Here is a 20,279-nt window from a genome sequence, read left to right as displayed (position 1 = left end):
TGTTATTTTACTTTTACTTTTTTAGGACGTGCACTAAAATAGTCTATTACAAGTGCCAGGATTAAAACCGCGCCCCAGATAAGCGTTACATAATATGTTGAAACACTTCTGAAACGGTTAATACCTGATTCAATAAATTTTAAAAGTATAATTGCCGCAACCACACCAGATAATCTGCCTTTCCCACCATTTGGACTGACACCACCCAACACGATCAGCAAAATTGACTGCATCGTATAATTACTTCCATAATCTGCTCTTGCAGATGCATATGTACTGAGCATCATCAGACCTCCTATGGAGGCACAAACAGACGATGTCATATAAGTTTTAAAAACCAGCTTTTTCGTGTTTATTCCCGAAAACTCAGCTACATGCGCGCTTGATCCATATAGTCTCAATTTTGTTCCATAGGTGCTTCTTTCCAGCATAAACCAGATAATAACAGCCACCAGTATGAAAACAATGACACGCACAGGAATAACTCCAAACAGGTTCGATGAAAAAATATCACAAAATTGTTTCGGGAAAGAAGATACCGCTGAACCGCCCGTAATAACAATACACAAACCAGTAATCAGCTGATTTACTCCTAAAGTGGCCAAAATCGGCGGCACCTTTAATTCTGAAATCAGAAAACCATTAAAAGCTCCTACCACACACCCTGTGAGAACTGCAATCAAAAATATTACGACAGAAAAGCCTGCTGGCATTGTTCCATCCACACCAAAAATCCAGTTCATCACATAAACACTTATAATCGTTGTCATGTTGGCTGTTCCAACTACTGATAAATCAATTCCGCCGGTCATCATGCAGAGCATGCCTCCTAAAGCCATCAGACCATACTCAGGAAACTGGCCCGCCATCGTCAGGAAATTTGCTCCTGTAAAAAACTTTCCGGCCTGTGTCAGCAGCATAAACACCAGCCATGCAATCATAATAATAATGAGACGGCTCACTTCCCGGTTTTTTGAATAAAAACTCTTTACTCTGTCCATTATGCTGCCTCCTTTACCAGTTTCTTTTTTGTTTTTTCTGTCCTGATGGACTGGTATGCACTTAAAGCCACGCCTACAACAATTACAATTCCAACGAATACGTTACTCCATGTCGTCGGCACACCCAGAAGAATCATTGAGTTCTGAACCAGAATAATCAAAAATGTACCCAGTATACACCCAATCAGTGTTCCTGCCCCGCCTGTCAGTGCAACACCACCAAGCACCACACCTGCGATAATATTCATTTCCATCCCGAGCATGTTGGTCGGATGCATCTGCTGCATCATACATACACGGCAGATACCGCCTGCTGCCGCAATCATGCCTATGATAATATACATGAAAAATTTTGTTCTTTTTACATTGAATCCTACCGTATGGGCGCTGACTGGATTGCCCCCAATCGCATAGATTCCCCGGCCAAAAATAGTATACCGCAGTATAAAGAACATGACTGCACAAACAATCAATAGAATAATAAAAGTGTAGGGCAGGATAGAGGTAAGGTTATTCGTTTTATTCGTTGCCGTAATAAACGAATTTGTACCAAATTCCTTCATCCCCGATGGTATAACAGATAATTGTTTCGCCCGCAGTGCCCCCTGCATGAATCCCTGGAATACACTGGAAGTACCGAGTGTCACTATCATGGCATTCAGGTTCAGATAACCAATCAAAAAACCATTTACAGCACCTAACAGAGCGCCGATCGCCATTGCAATCACAAAAGCCAGAATCACATTGCCGTCATAATTCTGATCCAGTAAAATCCTGGTGGATGCATATGCAGACAGGGAAGCCAATGCCGGAAAAGATACATCAATGCCTCCGGCAATGATCGCTAAGAATTCCGCCACGGCAAACATTCCGGGTACAATCATGGCACTTAACAAATCCACCATATTATTTCCGGTAAAAAACTGTCCCGAGCGAATCTGCACCAGTATTCCCAACGCAATTATAATAAGAAATATATATATTTCATTTGATTTAAAAGTCGATTTTAATTTTTTATTCATTCGCCTGTCTCCTTACATCATTGCATCAATAATCATCTGCTCTTTTACCTGCTGAGTATCATATTCGGCAACTATAGAACCTTCTTTGATGACTAAAAGGCGTGAACAGTTCTGTATTACTTCCGGAAGATCATCAGAGATAATAATAACCCCCAGGCCTTTTTGGGCTAATCGCTGCAGGATTGCATGAATATCATGTTTCGAACCGATATCAACACCGACTGTCGGACCATTCAAGATCAATACGTCCGGATTACATGCCAGCCATTTTGCTAAAACAATACGCTGCTGATTTCCGCCTGATAAGGTGGTTGCGGGATTCTCAGGATTCTTAGTTTTTATTTCGAATTCCTTTACCCACCGGTCTACTTCTTCATCTCTCTTTTTCAAATCAAACTGGCCATTTTTCTTTTTTAATGAATCTATCTCGGAAATAATAATGTTGTCTCCAATAGATCTCTGTAAAAATAATCCTTCTGACAGGCGGTCTTCTGGTACATAACCTATTTTGCTGGCAATGGCCTCTCTTGGATTTGTAATTTTCACAGGTTTACCATTTCGTATGATCTCCCCCGATGTAGCAGGCTTCAGCCCAAACATTGACAGCGCAAGTTCTGTACGCCCTGAATCCAGAAGACCCGTAATTCCCAGGATTTCGCCGCCCCGCAAAGAAAGATTAATATTTTCGAATGAACCTTCCAGAGAAAGATTCCTTAATTCAAAAATCGGGGTATCTGTTACTTTTTCAGGAATAAAAGTTTTATCTGCAAATTCACGTCCTGTCATATAATACGTGAATTTCTTATCATCTAATTCGCCGGTGCTTCCGGTTGCCACCATTTCACCATTTCTAAAAATAGTAAACCGATCTGATATTTCAAATACTTCGTTCAATTTATGGCTGATAAAGAGAATTGCAATCCCTTGTTCTTTCAGTTTTAATATGATTTTGAAAAGTGCATCTACTTCTTTTTTAGTCAGTGCAGTAGTTGGTTCGTCCATAATAATTAATTTTGCATTGAACATGAGCGCTCTGCTGATTGCTACCATCTGTTTTTGGGCAACAGATAACCTGCTTACTTTTTCATCTAAATCAATATCCATATTGATTTTTTTAATTGCTTCTTCCGCAATTTTCCTTACATTCTTCCAGCTGATTGTTTTCTTGCCTGATGCTAATTCTGAATTTAATGCCAGGTTTTCTGCAACTGTCAAATTAGGGAATAAAGAGAAATCCTGATAAATAACCTGAATTCCCATATTGATTGCATCAATCGGTGTAATCTTTTCCAGTTTTTTCCCGTCAAATTCGATGGTGCCTCCGTTGCGCTGGTGTACTCCTGAAATGATTTTAATGAGTGTTGATTTTCCGCAGCCGTTTTCACCTGCCAGACAATGAATTTCTCCAGGAACGATTTCCAATGAAACATCTTTGAGTGCATGAACATTTCCGAATGATATCTGAATATGTTCTGCCTTTAACAAACACTCTGACATATACGTCCTCCTCTTCGCTTCCAAAAGAGTCAGGCCGCCGCCAAAACGGCGGTCTGATTCTCAAAGTTTATTAGAAACCAAAACTATCTACATTGTCTGCATCAATCGTTACCCAGCCCTGACCTTCCAGTACGGTCTTAGAGCCTTCTCGCTCTGTCATTTCTGTATATCCGTCTACATTCAGGTTTAATGGTGCTGTAATGCTCTCTCCCGCCAGGACTTTACAAGCCAGTGAGACCATAGCTTGGCCGGACATTGCCGGATCCCATAATGTCAGAGATTTAATAACACCAGATTTAAGCAGCTCCGCATTATCTGCCGGCATGCCTGTACCTGTAGTAAAGAATTTATCCTGCAGTCCCAGTTCCTGAATCGCTCTTGCAACACCCGGTGCGTCAAAAGAAGAAGTTCCTAAAATCCCCTTCAGATCCGGATAAGTCTTGATCAGTTCTTTTGCCGCGTTGTATGCTGTGTCACCATTATCATCGGATTCCACACGCGGATTTTCTTCCAGCAGGGTCATCTTGGGATAATTTTCTTTCTGATATTCAACTGCAGCGTCCGCCCACTCATTGTGTGAGCCGTTTGTCAAGGAAGCAACCATCGTCGTATACACGCCTTCTTCTCCCATCGCTTCTGCAAGATTCTGCATAATAAAGGCCCCATACCCTGCATTAGAAAAAGCCTCAATATCATAATCCACATTTTTCAGTTCTGCACCTTCATGTGCAATTACTACGATTCCGGCGTCCTGCGCTTTTTTAAGTACAACATCCATGGATTCCACATCTACAGGAACCACGCAAATTGCATCTACTCCCTGGGCAATTAAATCTTCAACCATCTGTGCCTGATGCGTTGCATCAATTTCGCCTGTATCAATCTGGTAGCAATTAACCCCTGTAGTATCAGCAAATTCTTCTACTCCTGTATCCATCCTGACAAACCATGGGTTTGTAGAATCCTTTGGTACTACGGCTATCTCCCAGCCCTCATCTGAAGCCTTCTTCACGGCCTCGTCTGACGCCAGCTGTGACTGATTTTCTGATGCCGGTGAGGCTTCTGCCTTTTTCTCTCCGGACGTTTCCTTTGTATCAGATCCACACGCTGTCAGACCCAATACCATTGTTGCACATAATAATGCTGCGATACCTTTTTTCATTTCCTGTTCCTCCTTAAACATTATTTGGTTTCTATATTAAAACGTTTCAAAATACATGCAAAAAATAATATTTTTGCATTCTTATGAGTGATATCTTGAAACGTTTCAATTTCATTTAAAAATAAATGTACCGCTTTCGCAATACAAATTATTTTAACAGGATTCCCGTTCCACCAATTTTTGTGGAATTACCAGATGTTGGTTCTCCTGAGTTTTAACCAGATTCTGTGTTACCTTCCAAAGCATTTCTCCAAACAGTTCCTGATTCTGTTCAGCTGTCGTAAGCCTTGGATTTACATATCCTGAGATATCCAGATTGTCAAAGCCTATGATCCCAAAATCATCCGGAACGCGATATCCCAATTCATTCATTGCACGCATCATACCGATCGCTAAATAATCCGATGAGGCAATCCACGCATCCGGCAAATCTTCTTTTTTATGTGTCTCCAGAATTTTTTTCATAAAAACATAGCTGCTGTGTAATTTATCAAGAGCCAGACTTTTATCCGTAAATACATTTTCCAAAGGATTTTTATAACCATATTTTTCAGAAGCCTTTAAAAAATGCTCATATCTTTTCTCTAAGTTCGATAAAGTAACAGGTTCTATAAACAGACCAATTCTTTTATACTTCTTTTTCTTTAATAATTCAACAATCGTATATAACATATCCTGATTGTCAAATGATACACTGGATAGATTAAGATCCCCTGCATCCCGGTCGGCCAAAATCACATAAATATCATTCTGCAGAAGCCGCTTGATCTCTGCTTCATCCTTACTGCCATTGAAGATTATTACAATTGTTCCGCGTTTGCAGTTTTCAAGCGCTGCCAATTGCTTCTTTTCCACTTCGGCAGAGTATTCGTAACCGGAAATCTGAACCGTATATCCCGCCTGATACGCATATGCCATATAAGAACTGATAATCCGCGTGTAAAATGTATTATTCAGGTTAGGCGTCAGGATATATATCGTCTTGCTATTCTTCCTTCTCAAAGAGCTTGCTACCGTATCCGGCGTATAATGTAATTCATCTATTGCTGCCTGGATACTCTCTGCTTTCTGCGGCGAAACCTGAGCAGTTCCATTCAGATAATTCGAAACAGTTCCAATTGACACACCTGCATACTTTGCTACTTGAGTGATCGTTGTTTTTTCTTTTTTTATTGCTGCCATTCCATACCTCTATGCTAAAATTGAAACGTTTCATTTATAAATGGATTATAACTCTTTATGTATTATTCTGTCAATAAGCTTTTTAATTTTATCCATTATTCACAATATTTTCTAATATTTTTTAGTAGTTATTACTATATAAAATGAAACAGAGGACCTCTCAAGCCCTCCGCCTCTTTGCCTTCGCCTTACAATAAATCACCGCTATAACCGTACTCACCGCCGTAGCCACTATCCCTGCCCCCACGATTCCCGCTGGGTTCACGCTCCCGTACTGGCTCCTGTAGGCAATCACATTTACCGGTATCAGCTGCAGTGAAGAGATATTCATAATCAAAAACGTACACATCTCATCCGAAGCCACCCCCGGCTTCACCGTCTTAATCCCCTTCTGCCTTCTCTCCTTCTCCAGATCAGCCAGCGCAGCCATCCCCTGCAGCCCCGCAGGAGTTGCCGCCCAGCCCAGGCCAAGAAAATTTGCAATGAAGTTAGTGGTAATATAATCATTTGCCTTATGCTGCTCCGGTATATCAGGAAACAGAAAACGGATCAGCGGACGCAGCTTTTTAGAAGCTATCTCAATAATTCCTGCCCTGGTTGCGATCTCCATCATCCCGACCCAAAAAGACATAACCCCCATCATCGTGATGCACAAGGTTACCGCCTCCTTTGCAGAGTCCAGAGCCGCATTTGTGATATCCGGCATTTTTCCGTTAAAAGCCCCGAAAATGACGCCGATTATAATCATTCCCGCCCATAAGTAATTCAGCATATGTTCCCTCCTAAAATATTTTTATTTTTTCATATTATTATGTGATTTATATGATAGAATAGTAACAATGCTATCAGTATATTTTATCGGGGGTTATGATTATGATTCCATACAGTAACTTTTTTATAGAGAACTATCATACATATTATGAGGATATTGCTGAGAGAAATCTGAAAAGTCTGAGGCTTATAACGACGCTTGGTTTTGTTATGGGCATTTTGCTCATTCTGCTCAGCCTGTTTATGGATAACTTCATGAATGCAACTATCCCCTATACAATTATTTTTGTAGTTTCCGCCCTTCTGAATATTCTGGCGAAAACATATCTAAAATCGCATAAAAAACTCATACCTGCTGCCCTTTATACGATGAGCGCTGTTATGCTAAGTGTATCCGTCTATCTCGGTACCATCGTGCAGCCGGAACTGAACGCAGTGACATTCATTGTATTCCTCGTGGGACTCCCCCTGTTTATTATAGATATCCCATCCCGGAGCTGTATGTTTATGGGGATTTTCTGTGTGATTTTCTGTATTTTATCCAAAGTATACAAGACGCCTTACCTGGCTTCTTATGATATTATGAATACGGTGGTTTTTTATCTGCTTAGTATTTTTACTTTACATCAGTTCAACTACCTCAATTTCCGGCAGATTATGACAAATAACATCCTGGAAATCCAAAGAGATACGGATAAACTGACCGGGCTATGGAACCGCGGTTTCTGCGAGAGAAAAATCACTTCCTATCTGTCTATGCCCAATGCACAGGGTGCTCTTTTAGTGATCGACATTGACAATTTTAAGCTGGTCAATGATTCCAGGGGACATGACTGCGGCGATATCGTACTTAAAAAAGTAGGTGCCGTACTGCTGGATACCTTCCGTTCTACGGATATCATGGGGCGGATCGGGGGAGATGAATTTATGATATTTCTGCCCGGCTGCTCAAACGATGACCTCCCCCGGGACCGCATTGTCCGTTTTCTTGAAAATATTAATGACATTAATACAGCCGCAGACAGCGATCTGCCCCAAATCGGGGCCAGTATTGGAATCGCCCTGGCCCCTCATGACGGAACTTCTTTTAGAGAGCTGTTCAAGCATGCGGATCAGGCTCTGTACCTTTCAAAGGAAAATGGCAAGAATCAATATGCTTTCTATCATATTCTGCCCTAATCGGCAGGCATTTTCCACATGTATTCTTCCACGAGTGCAAAAGGCGCGGGTCCTACCGACAGCACTGCCTCGTGGAATTCCTTTTGTGAGAAATCACTGTTTTTCTTTTCTGCCCATTCTTTTTTCAACTCCAAAAATTCTACGTACCCAATGTAATATTTCAGATAATTTCCCGGAGAACCGATAATCAGCTCATAAATCCGTTCTATAGTCTTTGCGTCCTTAATACCATAATTTTTGAAAAATGAGACGGTATCAATCCTGCTCCATCCATCATAATGTATCCCCATATCCGCAAGGGCATAGAGCCCCAGTATGATAGAGCTGTTTTTCTGCAGCAGTGTGGCCTGTTCTTTGCTTAAGGAGGATAAATAGTAGCTGCACATTTCTGCATAGGTGGCCCATCCCTCCACATATCCGCCAAAATTAAAGATGCTTCTCAAAGGATCCGGATCCGTTCCGGCATAGTATACAGTCTGATACAGATGTCCCGGATACCCCTCATGGGCAAGCGTGGTATAGAGTGTGAGGTTATTGCTCATATGAGACTGATTGACATAAATTACATTTTCCTCTGTATTATCGATGGCCGGTATCATGTAAAATGCAGGACTCAGATGTTCTTCCATAGCCTCCGGCACATATTTAACCTGTGTCACCGTCTCCGGCGGCTCAGGAAAAGCGCCTCCGGTCTTATTCTCCAGTTCATTCAGTATCGTAACGGGATTATTATCCTCCATAGCTGCGGTCTCTTTTGCCTGGCTTCCCGCAATATTGAGTACCTCCTCCATAGCCTCCAGATCAGAGATAATCTGCCGCCTTGTCATGTCCTCCAGTTCCGGCACCGTCTTTTCTGAACCCGTAGATTCCGCCACTACCTGTTCATAGTATGCCTTTCCATCGGGCAGGTGGCAAAGCCCCTCCTCATTTTTTCCGCTTCCTTTTAAAGACTGTACAGCCGAAATCAACTGATTATATGCGGGAAGGACATAGCTTTGAAGCATCTGCGCATTTCTTTTTATATATCTGCTCTGGGCCTCTGTTGAAAGCCCCAGCTGCCCGATCCGCTCCACAAAAGTAGAGACCAGATAATTACTCTCCCCCATTTCCATAAATGCAGTACACTGCGAAATCACCGTATCCGCTGCGTAATCTGCCATAAACAGGCCCGCCGCCGATTTTTCTTTTTCAAATGCAATAAGCGACTCAAAATATTCGGGAGTTGTCTTCATCAAATTCAAATATGTATCCACATCTTCCTCATTATAAAACTGATATTCCGACAAGATGACCGGCAGCTGTGTCTGAATCCCGCTGACCAGGCCAAGAGGCTCTTCGTACAGAAGGTAATCTGCATTTTTTTCTGCCATTTGCAGATAATAGTCCAGGACATCGTAGGTCAACTGGTTCTGCACTGAAAGACTGTCATAGGAAAACGTTTTAAGCGCTGCCCGGAGATTTTCCAATGAAGCCGCTGTTCCTTTAGAATCTGTAGTAAAACTTCCAAAAGTAACAGGCGCCGCCTTGATTCCATATTTCTCCGGTTCCTTCAATGAATAATGCAGACTGATCGAATTTGAGGAAACCTCCTGACAGAATACTTCTTTTGTAAATGACTGAAATGTTTTATTCTGGCTGGTATTTGTGCTGAAGCTGCACCCGGTAAACAAAAGGGCCGCTGCTGTACTGATTGTAAGACACACGGCAAGAAGCCGTTTTCTGATATGTTTGGGAATTAGAGATGACATAGGAACTCCCCCGAAGTCTTTGTTTCATATTATGTGGAAAAAGCCGCTGTTATGCTAATGCCAGATATTCACGCTGTTTTTACTACACGTCCTTACAGGCAGGTCTGTTGCAGAACTGCAGAATAAGGTATTGTTTCCGGAGGATAAGCATATAAATAAAACAATCATAATACATATTGCTGAGGTACATTTATGCAGTTTTTTCTGTATATAACAGATTTCATTGTGCCGTTTATCATCCTGGCCATCGTTACTTACGGCATACTCATGAGGACCAATGTTTACGATAACTTTATCAAAGGGGCCAAAAGCGGTTTCTTTACCGTCATCAAAATCATGCCAACCCTGATCGGACTCATGGTCGCCGTAGGAATCCTGCGCGCCTCCGGATTTCTGGACTTCCTGTCATCAATCATCGGTCATTTTACCACATACATTGGTTTCCCCGGAGAACTCGTGCCTCTCACCATCGTAAAAATGTTCTCGTCCTCCGCCGCCACCGGACTACTCCTGGACATCTTCAAAGAATACGGAACCGACTCCCGGCTCGGGCTCATCGCCTCCATATCCATGGCATGTACAGAAACTATTTTCTATACCATGAGCGTTTATTTTATGACCGCAAAAATCAAAAAAACGAGGTATACACTCACCGGAGCCCTCCTGGCAACCTTAGCCGGACTGGTAGCAAGCGTCTTCCTCGCCGGAATCATGTAAAGGGGTCTGACCCCTTTGCGCTCCGTTTTCTGAATATTCTGAACTTTTAATGAAATCTGGTCTAAAAAAGTCTCCCCCCTTTGCATTGGCTTACGGTATGTGCTAAAATTGTGGTAAGAGAAAGCGGAGGTGTTGCTATGGCAAGCGTGACTTTTAAGAATTTAAATAAAACATATCCTAATGGATTTATATCCGTTAAGAACGTATCTCTCCATATAGAAGATGGAGAATTCGTTACTTTTCACGGCCCCAGCGGCTGCGGAAAGTCCACTATTCTCCGCATGATTGGAGGACTGGAGGATATTACCTCAGGTGAGATATACCTCGGTGGTGATCTTCTTAATGACATTCTCCCAAGGGACAGAAGCCTGGCAATGGCCTTCCAGAATTATGTCCTGTATTCCTATTTCAATGTTTACGATAATATGGCACTTGGCCTCCGTCTCCGCAACCTCCCACGCGGAGTGATCGATTCCCGCGTTAAGACGGCTGCCGATTTTCTTGGTATTGGTAATATGCTTGATAAAAAAATAAAGTCTATCTCCGATGAGGCCAGACAGAAGGTCGCACTTGGACGTGCTGTCGTATGCCACCCCAAAGTTCTTCTTGTGGATGAAGATTTTGCCAGACAGAATGAACAGCGGCGTATGGAGATGATTGAAGATATTCAGAAGATAAATAAAGTGCTTGGAATAACCGTGTTGTATGTGACTAATGATTATGACGAAGCCCTGACAATGGGAAACCGGGTTATAATTATGAAAGACGGAGAGATCACAGAAATCAGAGAGCATCTCAGAGGGATTTGAAAAAAGAAAAAAGGGGTCAAACCCCTTTTTTCGCAACTTTTCCGTTTCTCAATATAAATCTGCAAATGAAAAGGCGCATTACATAATATGCAATACGCCCTTACACAGTTCAATCCAAGTCTGATGCTGTATACTCCGAAGCTTCCCTTCATGCTGTGCATGGATGTCTGATCTGCTGTCTATCCCCGATGTCTAACCTGATGCCTGTCTATAATGTCTGCCCCGCTGCCTTACACGCTGTGTATCCAGAATGTCCTGTCCGGAGGTCTTAAAAGAGAAAGGACTGCCACAGAATGCGGCGCCTTAGTCTGCCTGGTTTTTTTGAACTTGTAATTTATTCTATACTTCCCTTCCTCAATCGTCAATGTGACAATTTTCTAAAATTAAGGTGGAAATTTTTAATCTCTATGTCTATACTGACTAATCTTTAACAAAGTAGCTATTTCTGCCGTTCCAGATAATTATAAATCTCCCGTTTTTGAACTCCCCGGTCCTTCGCAACCATCTTCATAGCATCCTTTTTATCGATTCCCATGGAAGTATATTGTTCCATATGTGCCTCGATGCTCATCTCTTCCCATTTTTCCCGTTCCTCACGCACTGCCTCGCTTCGGCTGCGCCCTTCAATCACAAGTACACACTCTCCTTTTGGATCATGCTCCCCGTAGTAGGCAGCCGCATCCTCAAGTGTCGTACAAAATGCAGTCTCATGCCGTTTGGTCAGTTCTCTGCACACAGTAATCCGTCTGTCCCCCAGACGCTCCAGCAGAAGTTTTAACGTCTTCAATAGCCGGTGTGGAGCCTCATATAAAATAATGGTACGAAATTCATTCTCCAGCTCTTCCAACACCCACTCCCGTTCTTTCTTATCCATCGGAAGAAACGCTTCAAAAGCAAACCGCCTGGTAGACAATCCGGATAATGTAAGCGCCGTAATACATGCCGCGGCACCGGGAAGCGAAGTTACTTCAATTCCGGCCTCATAGCACATCTTCACCAGCTCCTCCCCCGGATCTGAGATCCCCGGCGTTCCCGCATCTGTAATCAGTGCAATATTCTGGCCGGCCAGCAGCTTTTCCACAAGCTTCTGCCCCTTTTCAAACTTGTTATATTCATGGTAGCTTGTCATGGGAGTCTGAATCTCAAAATGATTCAGCAGCCGGATACTGTTGCGCGTATCCTCAGCAGCTATCAGGTCAGCTTCCTTCAGCGTCCGAACCACCCGAAACGTCATATCTTCCAGATTCCCGATCGGGGTAGCACATAAGTATAATGTTCCTGACATAAACCCTCCTTATCAGCTGCAGCTGTCCCGCCCGCCTCTATCGTACATAATGACAGGCGCCTCAATTTTTACTCTGGACTTCCCGCCTTTAATTCCTTCAATCAGAACCATCGAAGGCTCCTTATCCACATAAGGGTGAATAAACTGGATACGCTTTGGCTCAATCTTATACTGATTCATCTTAATAATAATTTCCGCAAGACGGAAAGGCTTATGTATCATATAAAACCTTCCCTTGCTCTCCTGCAGTAATTTCCCGCTCTCCCGTAAAATATCATCCAGCGTACAGAGCACCTCATGCCTGGCAATTGCCTTGGCATCCTGCGGATTCTGCAGTCCATGCTCCGACAGCATATAAGGCGGGTTTGTCACAATAACATCAAAAAAGGCAGGCCTGAATATCTCCGCTGCCTCTTTGATATCTCCTGTTACAATATCAATCTGATCCCCGAGCCGGTTATGCTCCACACTCCGCTCTGCCATATCTGCACTTTCCGCCTGTATCTCCAAACCCGTAAAATGCTTTCCCCGCGTCTTCGCCGCAAGCAGAATCGGAAGGATACCAGTCCCTGTTCCCAGATCCAGAACCGTCTCATCCTTTTTTACTCTAACAAAATCGGAGAGCAGCACGGCATCAATTCCAAAACAGAACCTCTCTGCATTCTGTATAATCTCATAACCGCCCAGCTGGAGGTCATCCAGCCGCTCTCCCGGTTTCAACTTAGTTGTCATCTAACTTCGATGCTCCTTCACCTTTTTCCAGCGCGGCCAGCTTCTTCATCTCTTCCTTGGACACCTTAGCTTTTTTGCGCCGCGGCCTGAATTTTAATTCCTCCGCTCTGTATTCGCGGATCTCTTTTTCGTCATTTTCCAGAATCACGATTACCTTAACCAGTTTCCGCAGAACACTCAGCGAATGAACCGAACCGGTAAGCCCTTCCGGCGTCGTTACGGAATCACCGAGAGAAGGAAGCTGGCTGTTCAGCTCCTCATATGTCTCCTCCTCGTTGGTCAGGCAGCACATCAGACGCCCGCATACCCCCGATATCTTCGTTGGATTCAGGGACAGATTCTGCTCCTTCGCCATCTTTATGGAAACTGCTGCAAATTCAGACAGATAGGTATTGCAGCACAGCGGCCTTCCGCATATTCCAATGCCACCGCGGATCTTCGTCTCATCTCTTACACCGATCTGACGGAGTTCAATCCTGGTGCGGAACACTGCTGCCAGATCCTTAACCAGCTCCCTGAAATCTATCCTGCCGTCTGCCGTAAAATAAAACAGCACCTTATTATTGTCGAATGTATATTCCGCGTCAATCAGCTTCATTTCCAGGCCGTGCTTGCGTATCTTCTCGAGACAGATCCGAAAGGCATCCTTTTCCTTCTCGCGGTTCTTCTCCTCAACGCGCCGGTCCTGCTCAGTAGCCACCCGGATCACCGACTTCAGAGGCTGCACTACCTCCTCGTCCTTCACTTCTTTCGGCCCGCTCACAACTCGTCCGAATTCAACGCCCCTTGCAGTCTCTACAATTACATTGTCACCCTGTGTGATGTCAAACTTCCCTGGTGCAAAGAAATATATCTTTCCTGCGGTGCGGAATCTCACACCTATTACTTTCGTCATCCCGTTAATTCTCCTTTATCGTCAATAAAAGCAGTTCCATCGTCAGTTCAAAATTTACATTGGCTTTCATGCGGGACTTTGCCTTCTCTAATGCATCCAGAATAATCTCAATCCCCTCATAGGAGCTCTTGCTCGCCCGATCTTTAATATACTTCAACTGATCAGAAAATACAACCCTGTCCACGTTTCTAGTCGCCTTATAAATCAGTACGTCCCGATACCATATGGCGATCACATCCATATAATCCGTGATATCCAGTTTATAGGACATACAGCTCTTCACTGCCTCAATCAGCTCGCTCAGGTCCATATCATTGATATTTCTCAGCAAATGAACTGCTTCTTCCTTGATCTCATTAAAATGCTCGGAAGTGGCCAGCATAATAGCCTTCCCCATATTGCCCTGTGCAAAGGCCACACATACATCCGCTTTGTAATCCGGCACCTGCATCTGTTCCATCAGATACTTTTTCACAAGCTGGTCTTTAATATTCCTTAACTTGAGCATCACACATCTGGACCGTATTGTCGGAAGCAGCGTCTCCGCATTCTCCGTCAGGAGCATTATAATTGCATATTCCGGCGGCTCCTCTATGGTCTTGAGAATTGCATTCTGTGCCTGTACGCTCATCATATCCGCATCTGCTATAATATAAATCTTATACCTGCTGCTGTAAGGCTTAATGACAATGTCATTATTCACCTGCTCACGTATATCGTCAATACTGACCGTATTCGGCTTCTCATGAGTCACCTTAATGATATCCGGCTGATTATTATTCATCGCCTGTTTACAGGACTGGCATTTACCGCAGGCATCCCCGTCTTCCTCCCGGTTCTGACACTGCAGACTCATTGCAAATAAATTAGCAAGCAGTTTCTTGCCTGAACCTTTTTCCCCATTCATTATATATGCATGTGAAACCTTGTCCGTCTTCACTGCATTGCCTATATATTGTATAATATTTTTGTGTCCAACTACATCCTTAAAACCGCTCATTACATCACCTGCTGCCTCTCTGTATTCCTTTGTAAGCTGATACTTTGTTTATTGATATCTGTTCAGAACCATGAACAGTTACGTTTATTGTACTATAGCATTCTTACAAAGTTGTGAACTACTCATTAAGTATATCATAATTTTTCGTGAAGATATAGCCCATAAATACGGGATTTCTTTGTTATTTTATCGTCACCCTGTCTCTGTATTATATCATACAAAGAAGGTTATAAAACTGATTAAAAACTATGGAAACGTCGTATACTTCTGCTATTTTCCAAGTCACCCGCTTATTTTCTGATTGATGATATACTAAAAAATAAGTTTGTTTTTCAATTTGTAAAATTTTATCCTCTTTGTTACAATATAGACTAAAGTGTGCGCTGGGTTCACACAGAAACGAACCGCTGCCAGTGTCACCACAGCCGGATTGAAAATTGATGGATCAGACCGCAAAGCAAGGTAATAATATCATTAATATCCGAACTTTAGAAAGGATGAATCAGATGAATAAAAAAAATTTAAAAATGCTGCCTGTCAGCAGCAAATATATGGAACAGTATAATGCACTGCTACGGTATGTTTTTCAGGTAACAGACCAGGAACTCAGCTCAGTTGGATGGCAGGAAAAGGAAATCATCCGTGCGAAATTTCCCACCATGGAAAAAGCCGATGTAATCGGATGGTTTGATAATGACAACCTTGTTTCGCAAGTGGCCGTTTACCCAATGCAAGTCCAGATTTTTGGAAAAAAATATGCAATGGGCGGGCTTACGGGTGTTGGTACTTATCCGGAGTATTCAAATATGGGATTAATGCACAAGCTGCTGGAACAGGCCTTGAAGAATATGCGAAAAAAGGGACAGCATATATGCTATCTTTATCCCTACTCCATCCCCTATTACCGCAGGAAAGGATGGGAATTAGTTTCCGACAAAATATCCTATGAAATCAAAGACTATCAGCTTCCGAAAAACCGCCAGGTTACAGGTTCTGTCCAAAGAGTCAGGACAGAAAGCGAAGAGCTGAAACTGGCATATGCCCGGTATGCAGAGCATACTCATGGGGCCGTTATCCGTGATGAACTGGCATGGAATGAATATTGGCTGTGGGATCCCGATGATATTATGGCAGCGATTTATTTTAACGAGCACAATGAACCCGATGGATATCTTATTTATTGGATCGCAAACGAAGTATTCTACATTAAAGATATGATATTTAACAATGAAGAAGCGCGTACCGGATTATGGAATTTTGTTTCAGCCCATTTTTCTATGATCAATCAGGTAGAAGGAAATATATATACGGATGAGCCTCTGGCCTTTTTACTCGAAGATGCCAGTATTAAAGAGACGATCTCTCCGTATTATATGGCCAGGATTGTAGACTTCCCAGCATTTATAGCAGACTACCCATTTAAGGCCGATGCTGCCGAGCGTGAGTGGCGATTTACCATGACTGACCCGATCTTGGACTGTAATCAAGGTTCATTTTTATTAAAAATTTCCAAAAATGGACGTGGAGAAGTTATTAGTATAACAGATCAATGTACAGATAAAATCAGTATTCAGACCATGACAACTATGCTGATGGGATACAAAAGACCTGATTATCTCGCTAAAATCGGGCGATTACAAACAAGTGAGGATATCATTGATATGCTGGAAGATGCCATTGAGCAGCAGACTCCGTATATATCTGATTACTTTTAAAATATCGGGTAATACGGATGTAGGATATTACATTACTCAATACCTCCTGTGACGGCGTTGTTCAGGCCTGTTCTAAGCATGCAAAATGGCCGCAGATCGATTAAAAATGCCTCAGAAGGGATTTATTCACCAATACTCAATTTATCCCTGAATGGGCCAATAAAAGCAGAACTATTAAAGCAGACATACCTGGTTATATCATTTTTTATTTTCACTCATAATTTTTCCCCAATCCGGACATCCTATACCGAGGTGATATTATGGCATCTTATATAGCACCCGAACTCCGGGACAAGTTTGAATCATTACCGATAAACTTGAAAAACTGTATACTCGAAAAAAATGTTCAGTTAAAGAGCATTCACGATCTTATTCGTGTACTTGAGGATATAGTAGCAGAAGGAGAAGCAGAGTAATCTGCTTCTCCTTCTCTGTTCAAAAGAACTATTTATAAATCATCCATCTCTATCTTCAGATACGTTTGGATTTCCTCAATACATTCTTCCATGTTATCATTTTGAAATCGCTTTATAATCCCCGCATTATTCAGGTTCTCTTCCGAAAAATCCTCCTGATCTGCCAGGAACCGCCTGCACATTTCAGAGTATTTAGGTTCATTTTGCTGCCGCTCCCTCATAAGAGCCCGTGCAAGCCGCTCACCATCCTCCACTTCTATATAAACAGGGACCAGCCTGTCCTTTCCAAAATAACGCCGCATAGCCTCATATGACTGTAGTGTTCCAATCACAAGATAGTGATATTTATCCAGATCTATCTGTCCGTCATCTGCCGTGTAATACTTCCATACCCCGCACTTTGTATCATAGGCTCTCATCTCAATGACAGTCCCCTGCTTTTCCATCCTTTCCAGCTTTTTCTCATCCGTAAAATAATATTCCACCCCATCCGTCTCCCCTTCCCGGATCGGTCTTGTCGTATATAAAGTGATGGTCCTGAACTGAGGCAGCATTTCCTTTAGTTTTTTAAAAACTGTATCCTTACCTGAAGAACTTTTCCCCATAATGTAGCATATCTTACCCATTTATCAACACCTCAATTTTTTCTTCCTTTTTAATACCTTCCACGGAAAATCCCAGAGCACGGTATCTACTAAGCGCGGCAGCAACCTCTTCAGAAATCTCTTCCCCCGGAACAATCAGCGGAATACCCGGGGGATAAACATAAGCATATTCTGAAGAAATTCTCCCCACGGATTCCTTCCAGTCCAGGCTTTCTGTCTTCCTGGCACTTCCTCTTCCGGCCGCTGACTGTGTCTCTGCGCTGGTATATACCTGTTTTAGCACAGGCAGTGAAAATTCATCCGTTCCTTCTTTTTCAACTGTCAGCTCAGAATCAATTTCCAGCAAAGCATCCGTGAGACGCTTCATGCCCTCTTTCGTATCCGCCATTGACGTCATGGCAATCACATAGGATCCGGCTGCCATTTCCATCTGCAGGTGATACCGCTCCAGAAGTATCTCATAGAGCTGCCTGCCTGTTATACCGGTTCCTTTTACCGAAATGACTATCTTGGATTTATCATAAACTTCTGTTTCAAGCAGTTTCAAACATTTTAATTTCTGCAGAATTTCCCGGGACCGCTGTAACAACACCGCATATTTTTCAAAATACAGATGCCCCATATCCTCCATCATATCTATGCATGCATCTATACTTGCCATCAGGACATAAGAAGGACTACTCGTCTGCAACATGTGCAGATACTTCCTGATCCCCTCGCTGATACCCAGGTTTTCTTTTAAATCGCTTTTTTCATTGATATGGATTAATGCAGTCTGCGTTAATGCTGGCAGGGTTTTGTGAAGGCTGTGGATAACAACATCCGCCCCCAGCGACACCGAGTTATCCGGAAAATATGGATGAAACCCCAAATGTGCTCCATGAGCCTCATCTACAATCAGAGGAATTCCTTTCCTGTGAACGGCAGCCGCAATCGCTCCTATATCAGAAATAACCCCATCGTAAGTGGGGGAAGTAATAATAACTGCCCTAATATCCTCATATTTCCCCAGAGCATATTCCACATCTGATGTTTGAACCGGACCATTCAATTCTATATCTCCATAAAATTCAGGATAAATATAGACCGGACGCAGCTCATTCATTAATACCGCATGATAGACCGATTTATGGCAGTTTCTGGCCATTAAAATTCTGTCCCCCTTTGCGGTACTTCCCATAACAGCGCTCAATATACCGGATGTACTGCCATTAATCAAATAATGTGTCTCTGAAGAACGATACAGGGCTGCTGCACGCTCTTCAGCCTCCTGCAGAATGCCTCTTGCGTGGTGCAGATCATCAAATCCTTCTATTTCTGTAATATCGATTGCATAGGGCAGATCACAGCCGGTCAGAATCCCTCGACGCTTATGTCCCGGCATATGAAAAGCATAATAATCCGTACTGTTGTACTCCCGCAGTTTTTTATATAAAGTATCCATTGCTGACTCCTGTTTCCCTCTCCATAGTACCCTCTTAATATGTTAACATAAAATACAGAGGTATCACAATCCTTTTAAGAAACAAAAAATACCGCAATCCTCTAAAAATACTGGATTTGCGGCATTTCTCTGTAATGAGCGTGCGGGGATTCGAACCCCGGACAACTTGATTAAAAGTCAAGTGCTCTACCACCTGAGCTACACGCCCGTATGAACTTGTCTTTCTTTTTGGCAAAGAAAATGCCCAGAGCCGGAATCGAACCAGCGACACGAGGATTTTCAGTCCTCTGCTCTACCAACTGAGCTATCTGGGCATTAGACTTAAAAAGTCTGAGTTGCGGGGGCAGGATTTGAACCTACGACCTTCGGGTTATGAGCCCGACGAGCTTCCAGACTGCTCCACCCCGCGCTATTTAATTTTTTCTTATCTCTAATGAGATAAAGCCGATGATCGGACTCGAACCGATAACCTGCTGATTACAAATCAGCTGCTCTGCCAATTGAGCCACATCGGCGCTTAACCTTACGGCATATGAGAATTACTTCTCAAGTGGATGGAGAAGGATTCGAACCTTCGAAGGCGTCGCCAACAGATTTACAGTCTGCCCCCTTTGGCCACTCGGGAATCCATCCATTTTTGTTAAGTGGGACCTATAGGGCTCGAACCTATGACCCTCTGCTTGTAAGGCAGATGCTCTCCCAGCTGAGCTAAGATCCCACATAATTAATGCTTTTTACTAATCGAGTAAAAAAGCAACGACCCAGAAGAGACTCGAACTCTCGACCTCCGCCGTGACAGGGCGGCGCTCTAACCAACTGAGCCACTGGGCCATATGAAGATATATACCTTCAAAACTGCATACAAAGAATTAAATCCATCCATTATCCTATCACCTTGTTTGGTTATGCCCTCGACCTATTAGTAACAGTCAGCTCCATGTGTTGCCACACTTCCACCTCTGCCCTATCTACCTCGTCGTCTTCAAGGGGTCTTACTAACTTGACGTTATGGGATATCTCATCTTGAGGGGGGCTTCACGCTTAGATGCCTTCAGCGTTTATCCCTTCCCGGCTTGGCTACTCTGCTATGCTCTTGGCA

At 43.0% G+C, this 20,279-nt stretch carries 17 protein-coding genes, 7 tRNA genes and 1 rRNA gene; 4 read left to right on the top strand and 21 right to left on the bottom strand.

Annotated features, from left to right (window positions below; all coding sequences use genetic code 11):
* Positions 1–2: 2 nt before the first annotated feature.
* The 6 genes from HMPREF0240_RS19485 to HMPREF0240_RS19460 form a co-directional block, all read right to left on the bottom strand.
* Entirely contained in the window at positions 3–1,001 is a 999-nt protein-coding gene (locus HMPREF0240_RS19485; protein WP_009005124.1) for an ABC transporter permease, read from the bottom strand.
* Entirely contained in the window at positions 1,001–2,023 is a 1,023-nt protein-coding gene (locus HMPREF0240_RS19480) for an ABC transporter permease (RefSeq protein ID WP_009005123.1), read from the bottom strand. Before HMPREF0240_RS19480 ends, HMPREF0240_RS19485 begins: the two co-directional genes overlap by 1 nt.
* Positions 2,024–2,035: 12 nt before the next feature.
* Complete coding sequence (locus HMPREF0240_RS19475; protein ID WP_009005122.1) at positions 2,036–3,520, bottom strand: sugar ABC transporter ATP-binding protein; 1,485 nt, start codon at positions 3,518–3,520, stop codon at positions 2,036–2,038.
* A 70-nt stretch (positions 3,521–3,590) separates the two neighbouring features.
* Complete coding sequence (locus HMPREF0240_RS19470) at positions 3,591–4,682, bottom strand: autoinducer 2 ABC transporter substrate-binding protein (protein WP_009005121.1); 1,092 nt, start codon at positions 4,680–4,682, stop codon at positions 3,591–3,593.
* A 153-nt stretch (positions 4,683–4,835) separates the two neighbouring features.
* The gene (locus tag HMPREF0240_RS19465; RefSeq protein WP_009005120.1) at positions 4,836–5,864 is read right to left on the bottom strand and encodes a LacI family DNA-binding transcriptional regulator; all 1,029 of its coding nucleotides are present in this window, start codon (positions 5,862–5,864) and stop codon (positions 4,836–4,838) included.
* Between the two features lie 160 nt (positions 5,865–6,024).
* The gene (locus HMPREF0240_RS19460) at positions 6,025–6,636 is read right to left on the bottom strand and encodes a nucleoside recognition domain-containing protein (protein WP_009005119.1); all 612 of its coding nucleotides are present in this window, start codon (positions 6,634–6,636) and stop codon (positions 6,025–6,027) included.
* A gap of 101 nt (positions 6,637–6,737) precedes the next feature.
* Between HMPREF0240_RS19460 and HMPREF0240_RS23585 the strand changes: the two genes are divergently transcribed.
* The gene (locus HMPREF0240_RS23585) at positions 6,738–7,814 is read left to right on the top strand and encodes a GGDEF domain-containing protein (protein ID WP_050794578.1); all 1,077 of its coding nucleotides are present in this window, start codon (positions 6,738–6,740) and stop codon (positions 7,812–7,814) included.
* Here the strand turns inward: HMPREF0240_RS23585 and HMPREF0240_RS19450 are convergent.
* Positions 7,811–9,562 (bottom strand): DUF885 domain-containing protein, encoded by a 1,752-nt coding sequence (locus tag HMPREF0240_RS19450; protein ID WP_009005117.1) that lies wholly within the window; start codon positions 9,560–9,562, stop codon positions 7,811–7,813. The genes HMPREF0240_RS23585 and HMPREF0240_RS19450 overlap by 4 nt on opposite strands.
* Positions 9,563–9,754: 192 nt before the next feature.
* On the opposite strand from HMPREF0240_RS19450, the gene HMPREF0240_RS19445 reads away from it, so the two are divergent.
* Both HMPREF0240_RS19445 and HMPREF0240_RS19440 read left to right on the top strand, forming a co-directional pair.
* Positions 9,755–10,279, top strand: coding sequence for a nucleoside recognition domain-containing protein (locus tag HMPREF0240_RS19445; protein ID WP_009005116.1), 525 nt, complete (start codon positions 9,755–9,757; stop codon positions 10,277–10,279).
* Between the two features lie 137 nt (positions 10,280–10,416).
* Entirely contained in the window at positions 10,417–11,088 is a 672-nt protein-coding gene (locus tag HMPREF0240_RS19440) for an ABC transporter ATP-binding protein (RefSeq protein ID WP_009005115.1), read from the top strand.
* Between the two features lie 439 nt (positions 11,089–11,527).
* On the opposite strand, the gene rsmI is transcribed toward HMPREF0240_RS19440, so the two are convergent.
* From rsmI to HMPREF0240_RS19420, 4 genes are read right to left on the bottom strand one after another with little or no spacing between them, the layout of a single operon-like run.
* Entirely contained in the window at positions 11,528–12,373 is an 846-nt protein-coding gene (gene rsmI, locus HMPREF0240_RS19435) for a 16S rRNA (cytidine(1402)-2'-O)-methyltransferase (protein WP_009005114.1), read from the bottom strand.
* A gap of 12 nt (positions 12,374–12,385) precedes the next feature.
* Positions 12,386–13,105 (bottom strand): tRNA1(Val) (adenine(37)-N6)-methyltransferase, encoded by a 720-nt coding sequence (locus HMPREF0240_RS19430; protein WP_009005113.1) that lies wholly within the window; start codon positions 13,103–13,105, stop codon positions 12,386–12,388.
* A complete protein-coding gene (locus HMPREF0240_RS19425) occupies positions 13,095–14,000 on the bottom strand; it encodes a stage 0 sporulation family protein (protein ID WP_009005112.1) in 906 nt (301 codons plus the stop codon). The genes HMPREF0240_RS19430 and HMPREF0240_RS19425 overlap by 11 nt, the downstream gene beginning before the upstream one ends.
* A gap of 4 nt (positions 14,001–14,004) precedes the next feature.
* Complete coding sequence (locus HMPREF0240_RS19420; protein WP_009005111.1) at positions 14,005–15,000, bottom strand: DNA polymerase III subunit delta' C-terminal domain-containing protein; 996 nt, start codon at positions 14,998–15,000, stop codon at positions 14,005–14,007.
* 506 nt (positions 15,001–15,506) lie between these two features.
* Here HMPREF0240_RS19420 and HMPREF0240_RS19415 point away from each other — a divergent pair.
* Positions 15,507–16,715: a GNAT family N-acetyltransferase gene (locus HMPREF0240_RS19415; protein WP_009005110.1), complete on the top strand. Its 1,209-nt coding sequence runs from the start codon at positions 15,507–15,509 to the stop codon at positions 16,713–16,715.
* Between the two features lie 448 nt (positions 16,716–17,163).
* Here HMPREF0240_RS19415 and HMPREF0240_RS19405 read toward each other — a convergent pair whose 3' ends face one another.
* The 10 genes from HMPREF0240_RS19405 to HMPREF0240_RS19360 form a co-directional block, all read right to left on the bottom strand.
* Complete coding sequence (locus tag HMPREF0240_RS19405) at positions 17,164–17,757, bottom strand: guanylate kinase (RefSeq protein ID WP_009005108.1); 594 nt, start codon at positions 17,755–17,757, stop codon at positions 17,164–17,166.
* Positions 17,750–19,180 (bottom strand): aminotransferase class V-fold PLP-dependent enzyme, encoded by a 1,431-nt coding sequence (locus HMPREF0240_RS19400; RefSeq protein WP_009005107.1) that lies wholly within the window; start codon positions 19,178–19,180, stop codon positions 17,750–17,752. The genes HMPREF0240_RS19405 and HMPREF0240_RS19400 overlap by 8 nt, the downstream gene beginning before the upstream one ends.
* Before the next feature lie 135 nt (positions 19,181–19,315).
* A tRNA-Lys gene (locus HMPREF0240_RS19395) sits at positions 19,316–19,388 on the bottom strand.
* A gap of 33 nt (positions 19,389–19,421) precedes the next feature.
* Positions 19,422–19,494 (bottom strand) — tRNA-Phe (locus HMPREF0240_RS19390).
* 21 nt (positions 19,495–19,515) lie between these two features.
* Positions 19,516–19,589, bottom strand: a tRNA-Met gene (locus tag HMPREF0240_RS19385).
* Positions 19,590–19,622: 33 nt separating this feature from the next.
* Positions 19,623–19,695 (bottom strand) — tRNA-Thr (locus HMPREF0240_RS19380).
* A 36-nt stretch (positions 19,696–19,731) separates the two neighbouring features.
* Positions 19,732–19,813, bottom strand: a tRNA-Tyr gene (locus HMPREF0240_RS19375).
* Positions 19,814–19,825: 12 nt separating this feature from the next.
* A tRNA-Val gene (locus HMPREF0240_RS19370) sits at positions 19,826–19,898 on the bottom strand.
* A gap of 39 nt (positions 19,899–19,937) precedes the next feature.
* Positions 19,938–20,011, bottom strand: a tRNA-Asp gene (locus HMPREF0240_RS19365).
* 68 nt (positions 20,012–20,079) lie between these two features.
* Positions 20,080–20,279: ribosomal RNA gene (locus HMPREF0240_RS19360) — 23S ribosomal RNA — on the bottom strand; the annotation flags it as partial.

Source organism: Clostridium sp. D5 (assembly GCF_000190355.1).
GTDB lineage: Bacteria > Bacillota > Clostridia > Lachnospirales > Lachnospiraceae > Faecalicatena > Faecalicatena fissicatena_A.
The sequence above is the reverse complement of the archived record's forward strand: the minus strand, read 5'-3'. Positions and strand labels throughout refer to the sequence as shown.

Bases quoted from the DNA above. Each gene is read 5' to 3' on its own strand.
- HMPREF0240_RS19485 (WP_009005124.1), bottom strand. From the start codon at position 1,001: ATGGACAGAGTAAAGAGTTTTTATTCAAAAAACCGGGAAGTGAGCCGT.
- HMPREF0240_RS19480 (WP_009005123.1), bottom strand. From the start codon at position 2,023: ATGAATAAAAAATTAAAATCGACTTTTAAATCAAATGAAATATATATA.
- HMPREF0240_RS19475 (WP_009005122.1), bottom strand. From the start codon at position 3,520: ATGTCAGAGTGTTTGTTAAAGGCAGAACATATTCAGATATCATTCGGA.
- HMPREF0240_RS19470 (WP_009005121.1), bottom strand. From the start codon at position 4,682: ATGAAAAAAGGTATCGCAGCATTATTATGTGCAACAATGGTATTGGGT.
- HMPREF0240_RS19465 (WP_009005120.1), bottom strand. From the start codon at position 5,864: ATGGCAGCAATAAAAAAAGAAAAAACAACGATCACTCAAGTAGCAAAG.
- HMPREF0240_RS19460 (WP_009005119.1), bottom strand. From the start codon at position 6,636: ATGCTGAATTACTTATGGGCGGGAATGATTATAATCGGCGTCATTTTC.
- HMPREF0240_RS23585 (WP_050794578.1), top strand. From the start codon at position 6,738: ATGATTCCATACAGTAACTTTTTTATAGAGAACTATCATACATATTAT.
- HMPREF0240_RS19450 (WP_009005117.1), bottom strand. From the start codon at position 9,562: ATGTCATCTCTAATTCCCAAACATATCAGAAAACGGCTTCTTGCCGTG.
- HMPREF0240_RS19445 (WP_009005116.1), top strand. From the start codon at position 9,755: ATGCAGTTTTTTCTGTATATAACAGATTTCATTGTGCCGTTTATCATC.
- HMPREF0240_RS19440 (WP_009005115.1), top strand. From the start codon at position 10,417: ATGGCAAGCGTGACTTTTAAGAATTTAAATAAAACATATCCTAATGGA.
- rsmI (WP_009005114.1), bottom strand. From the start codon at position 12,373: ATGTCAGGAACATTATACTTATGTGCTACCCCGATCGGGAATCTGGAA.
- HMPREF0240_RS19430 (WP_009005113.1), bottom strand. From the start codon at position 13,105: ATGACAACTAAGTTGAAACCGGGAGAGCGGCTGGATGACCTCCAGCTG.
- HMPREF0240_RS19425 (WP_009005112.1), bottom strand. From the start codon at position 14,000: ATGACGAAAGTAATAGGTGTGAGATTCCGCACCGCAGGAAAGATATAT.
- HMPREF0240_RS19420 (WP_009005111.1), bottom strand. From the start codon at position 15,000: ATGAGCGGTTTTAAGGATGTAGTTGGACACAAAAATATTATACAATAT.
- HMPREF0240_RS19415 (WP_009005110.1), top strand. From the start codon at position 15,507: ATGAATAAAAAAAATTTAAAAATGCTGCCTGTCAGCAGCAAATATATG.
- HMPREF0240_RS19405 (WP_009005108.1), bottom strand. From the start codon at position 17,757: ATGGGTAAGATATGCTACATTATGGGGAAAAGTTCTTCAGGTAAGGAT.
- HMPREF0240_RS19400 (WP_009005107.1), bottom strand. From the start codon at position 19,180: ATGGATACTTTATATAAAAAACTGCGGGAGTACAACAGTACGGATTAT.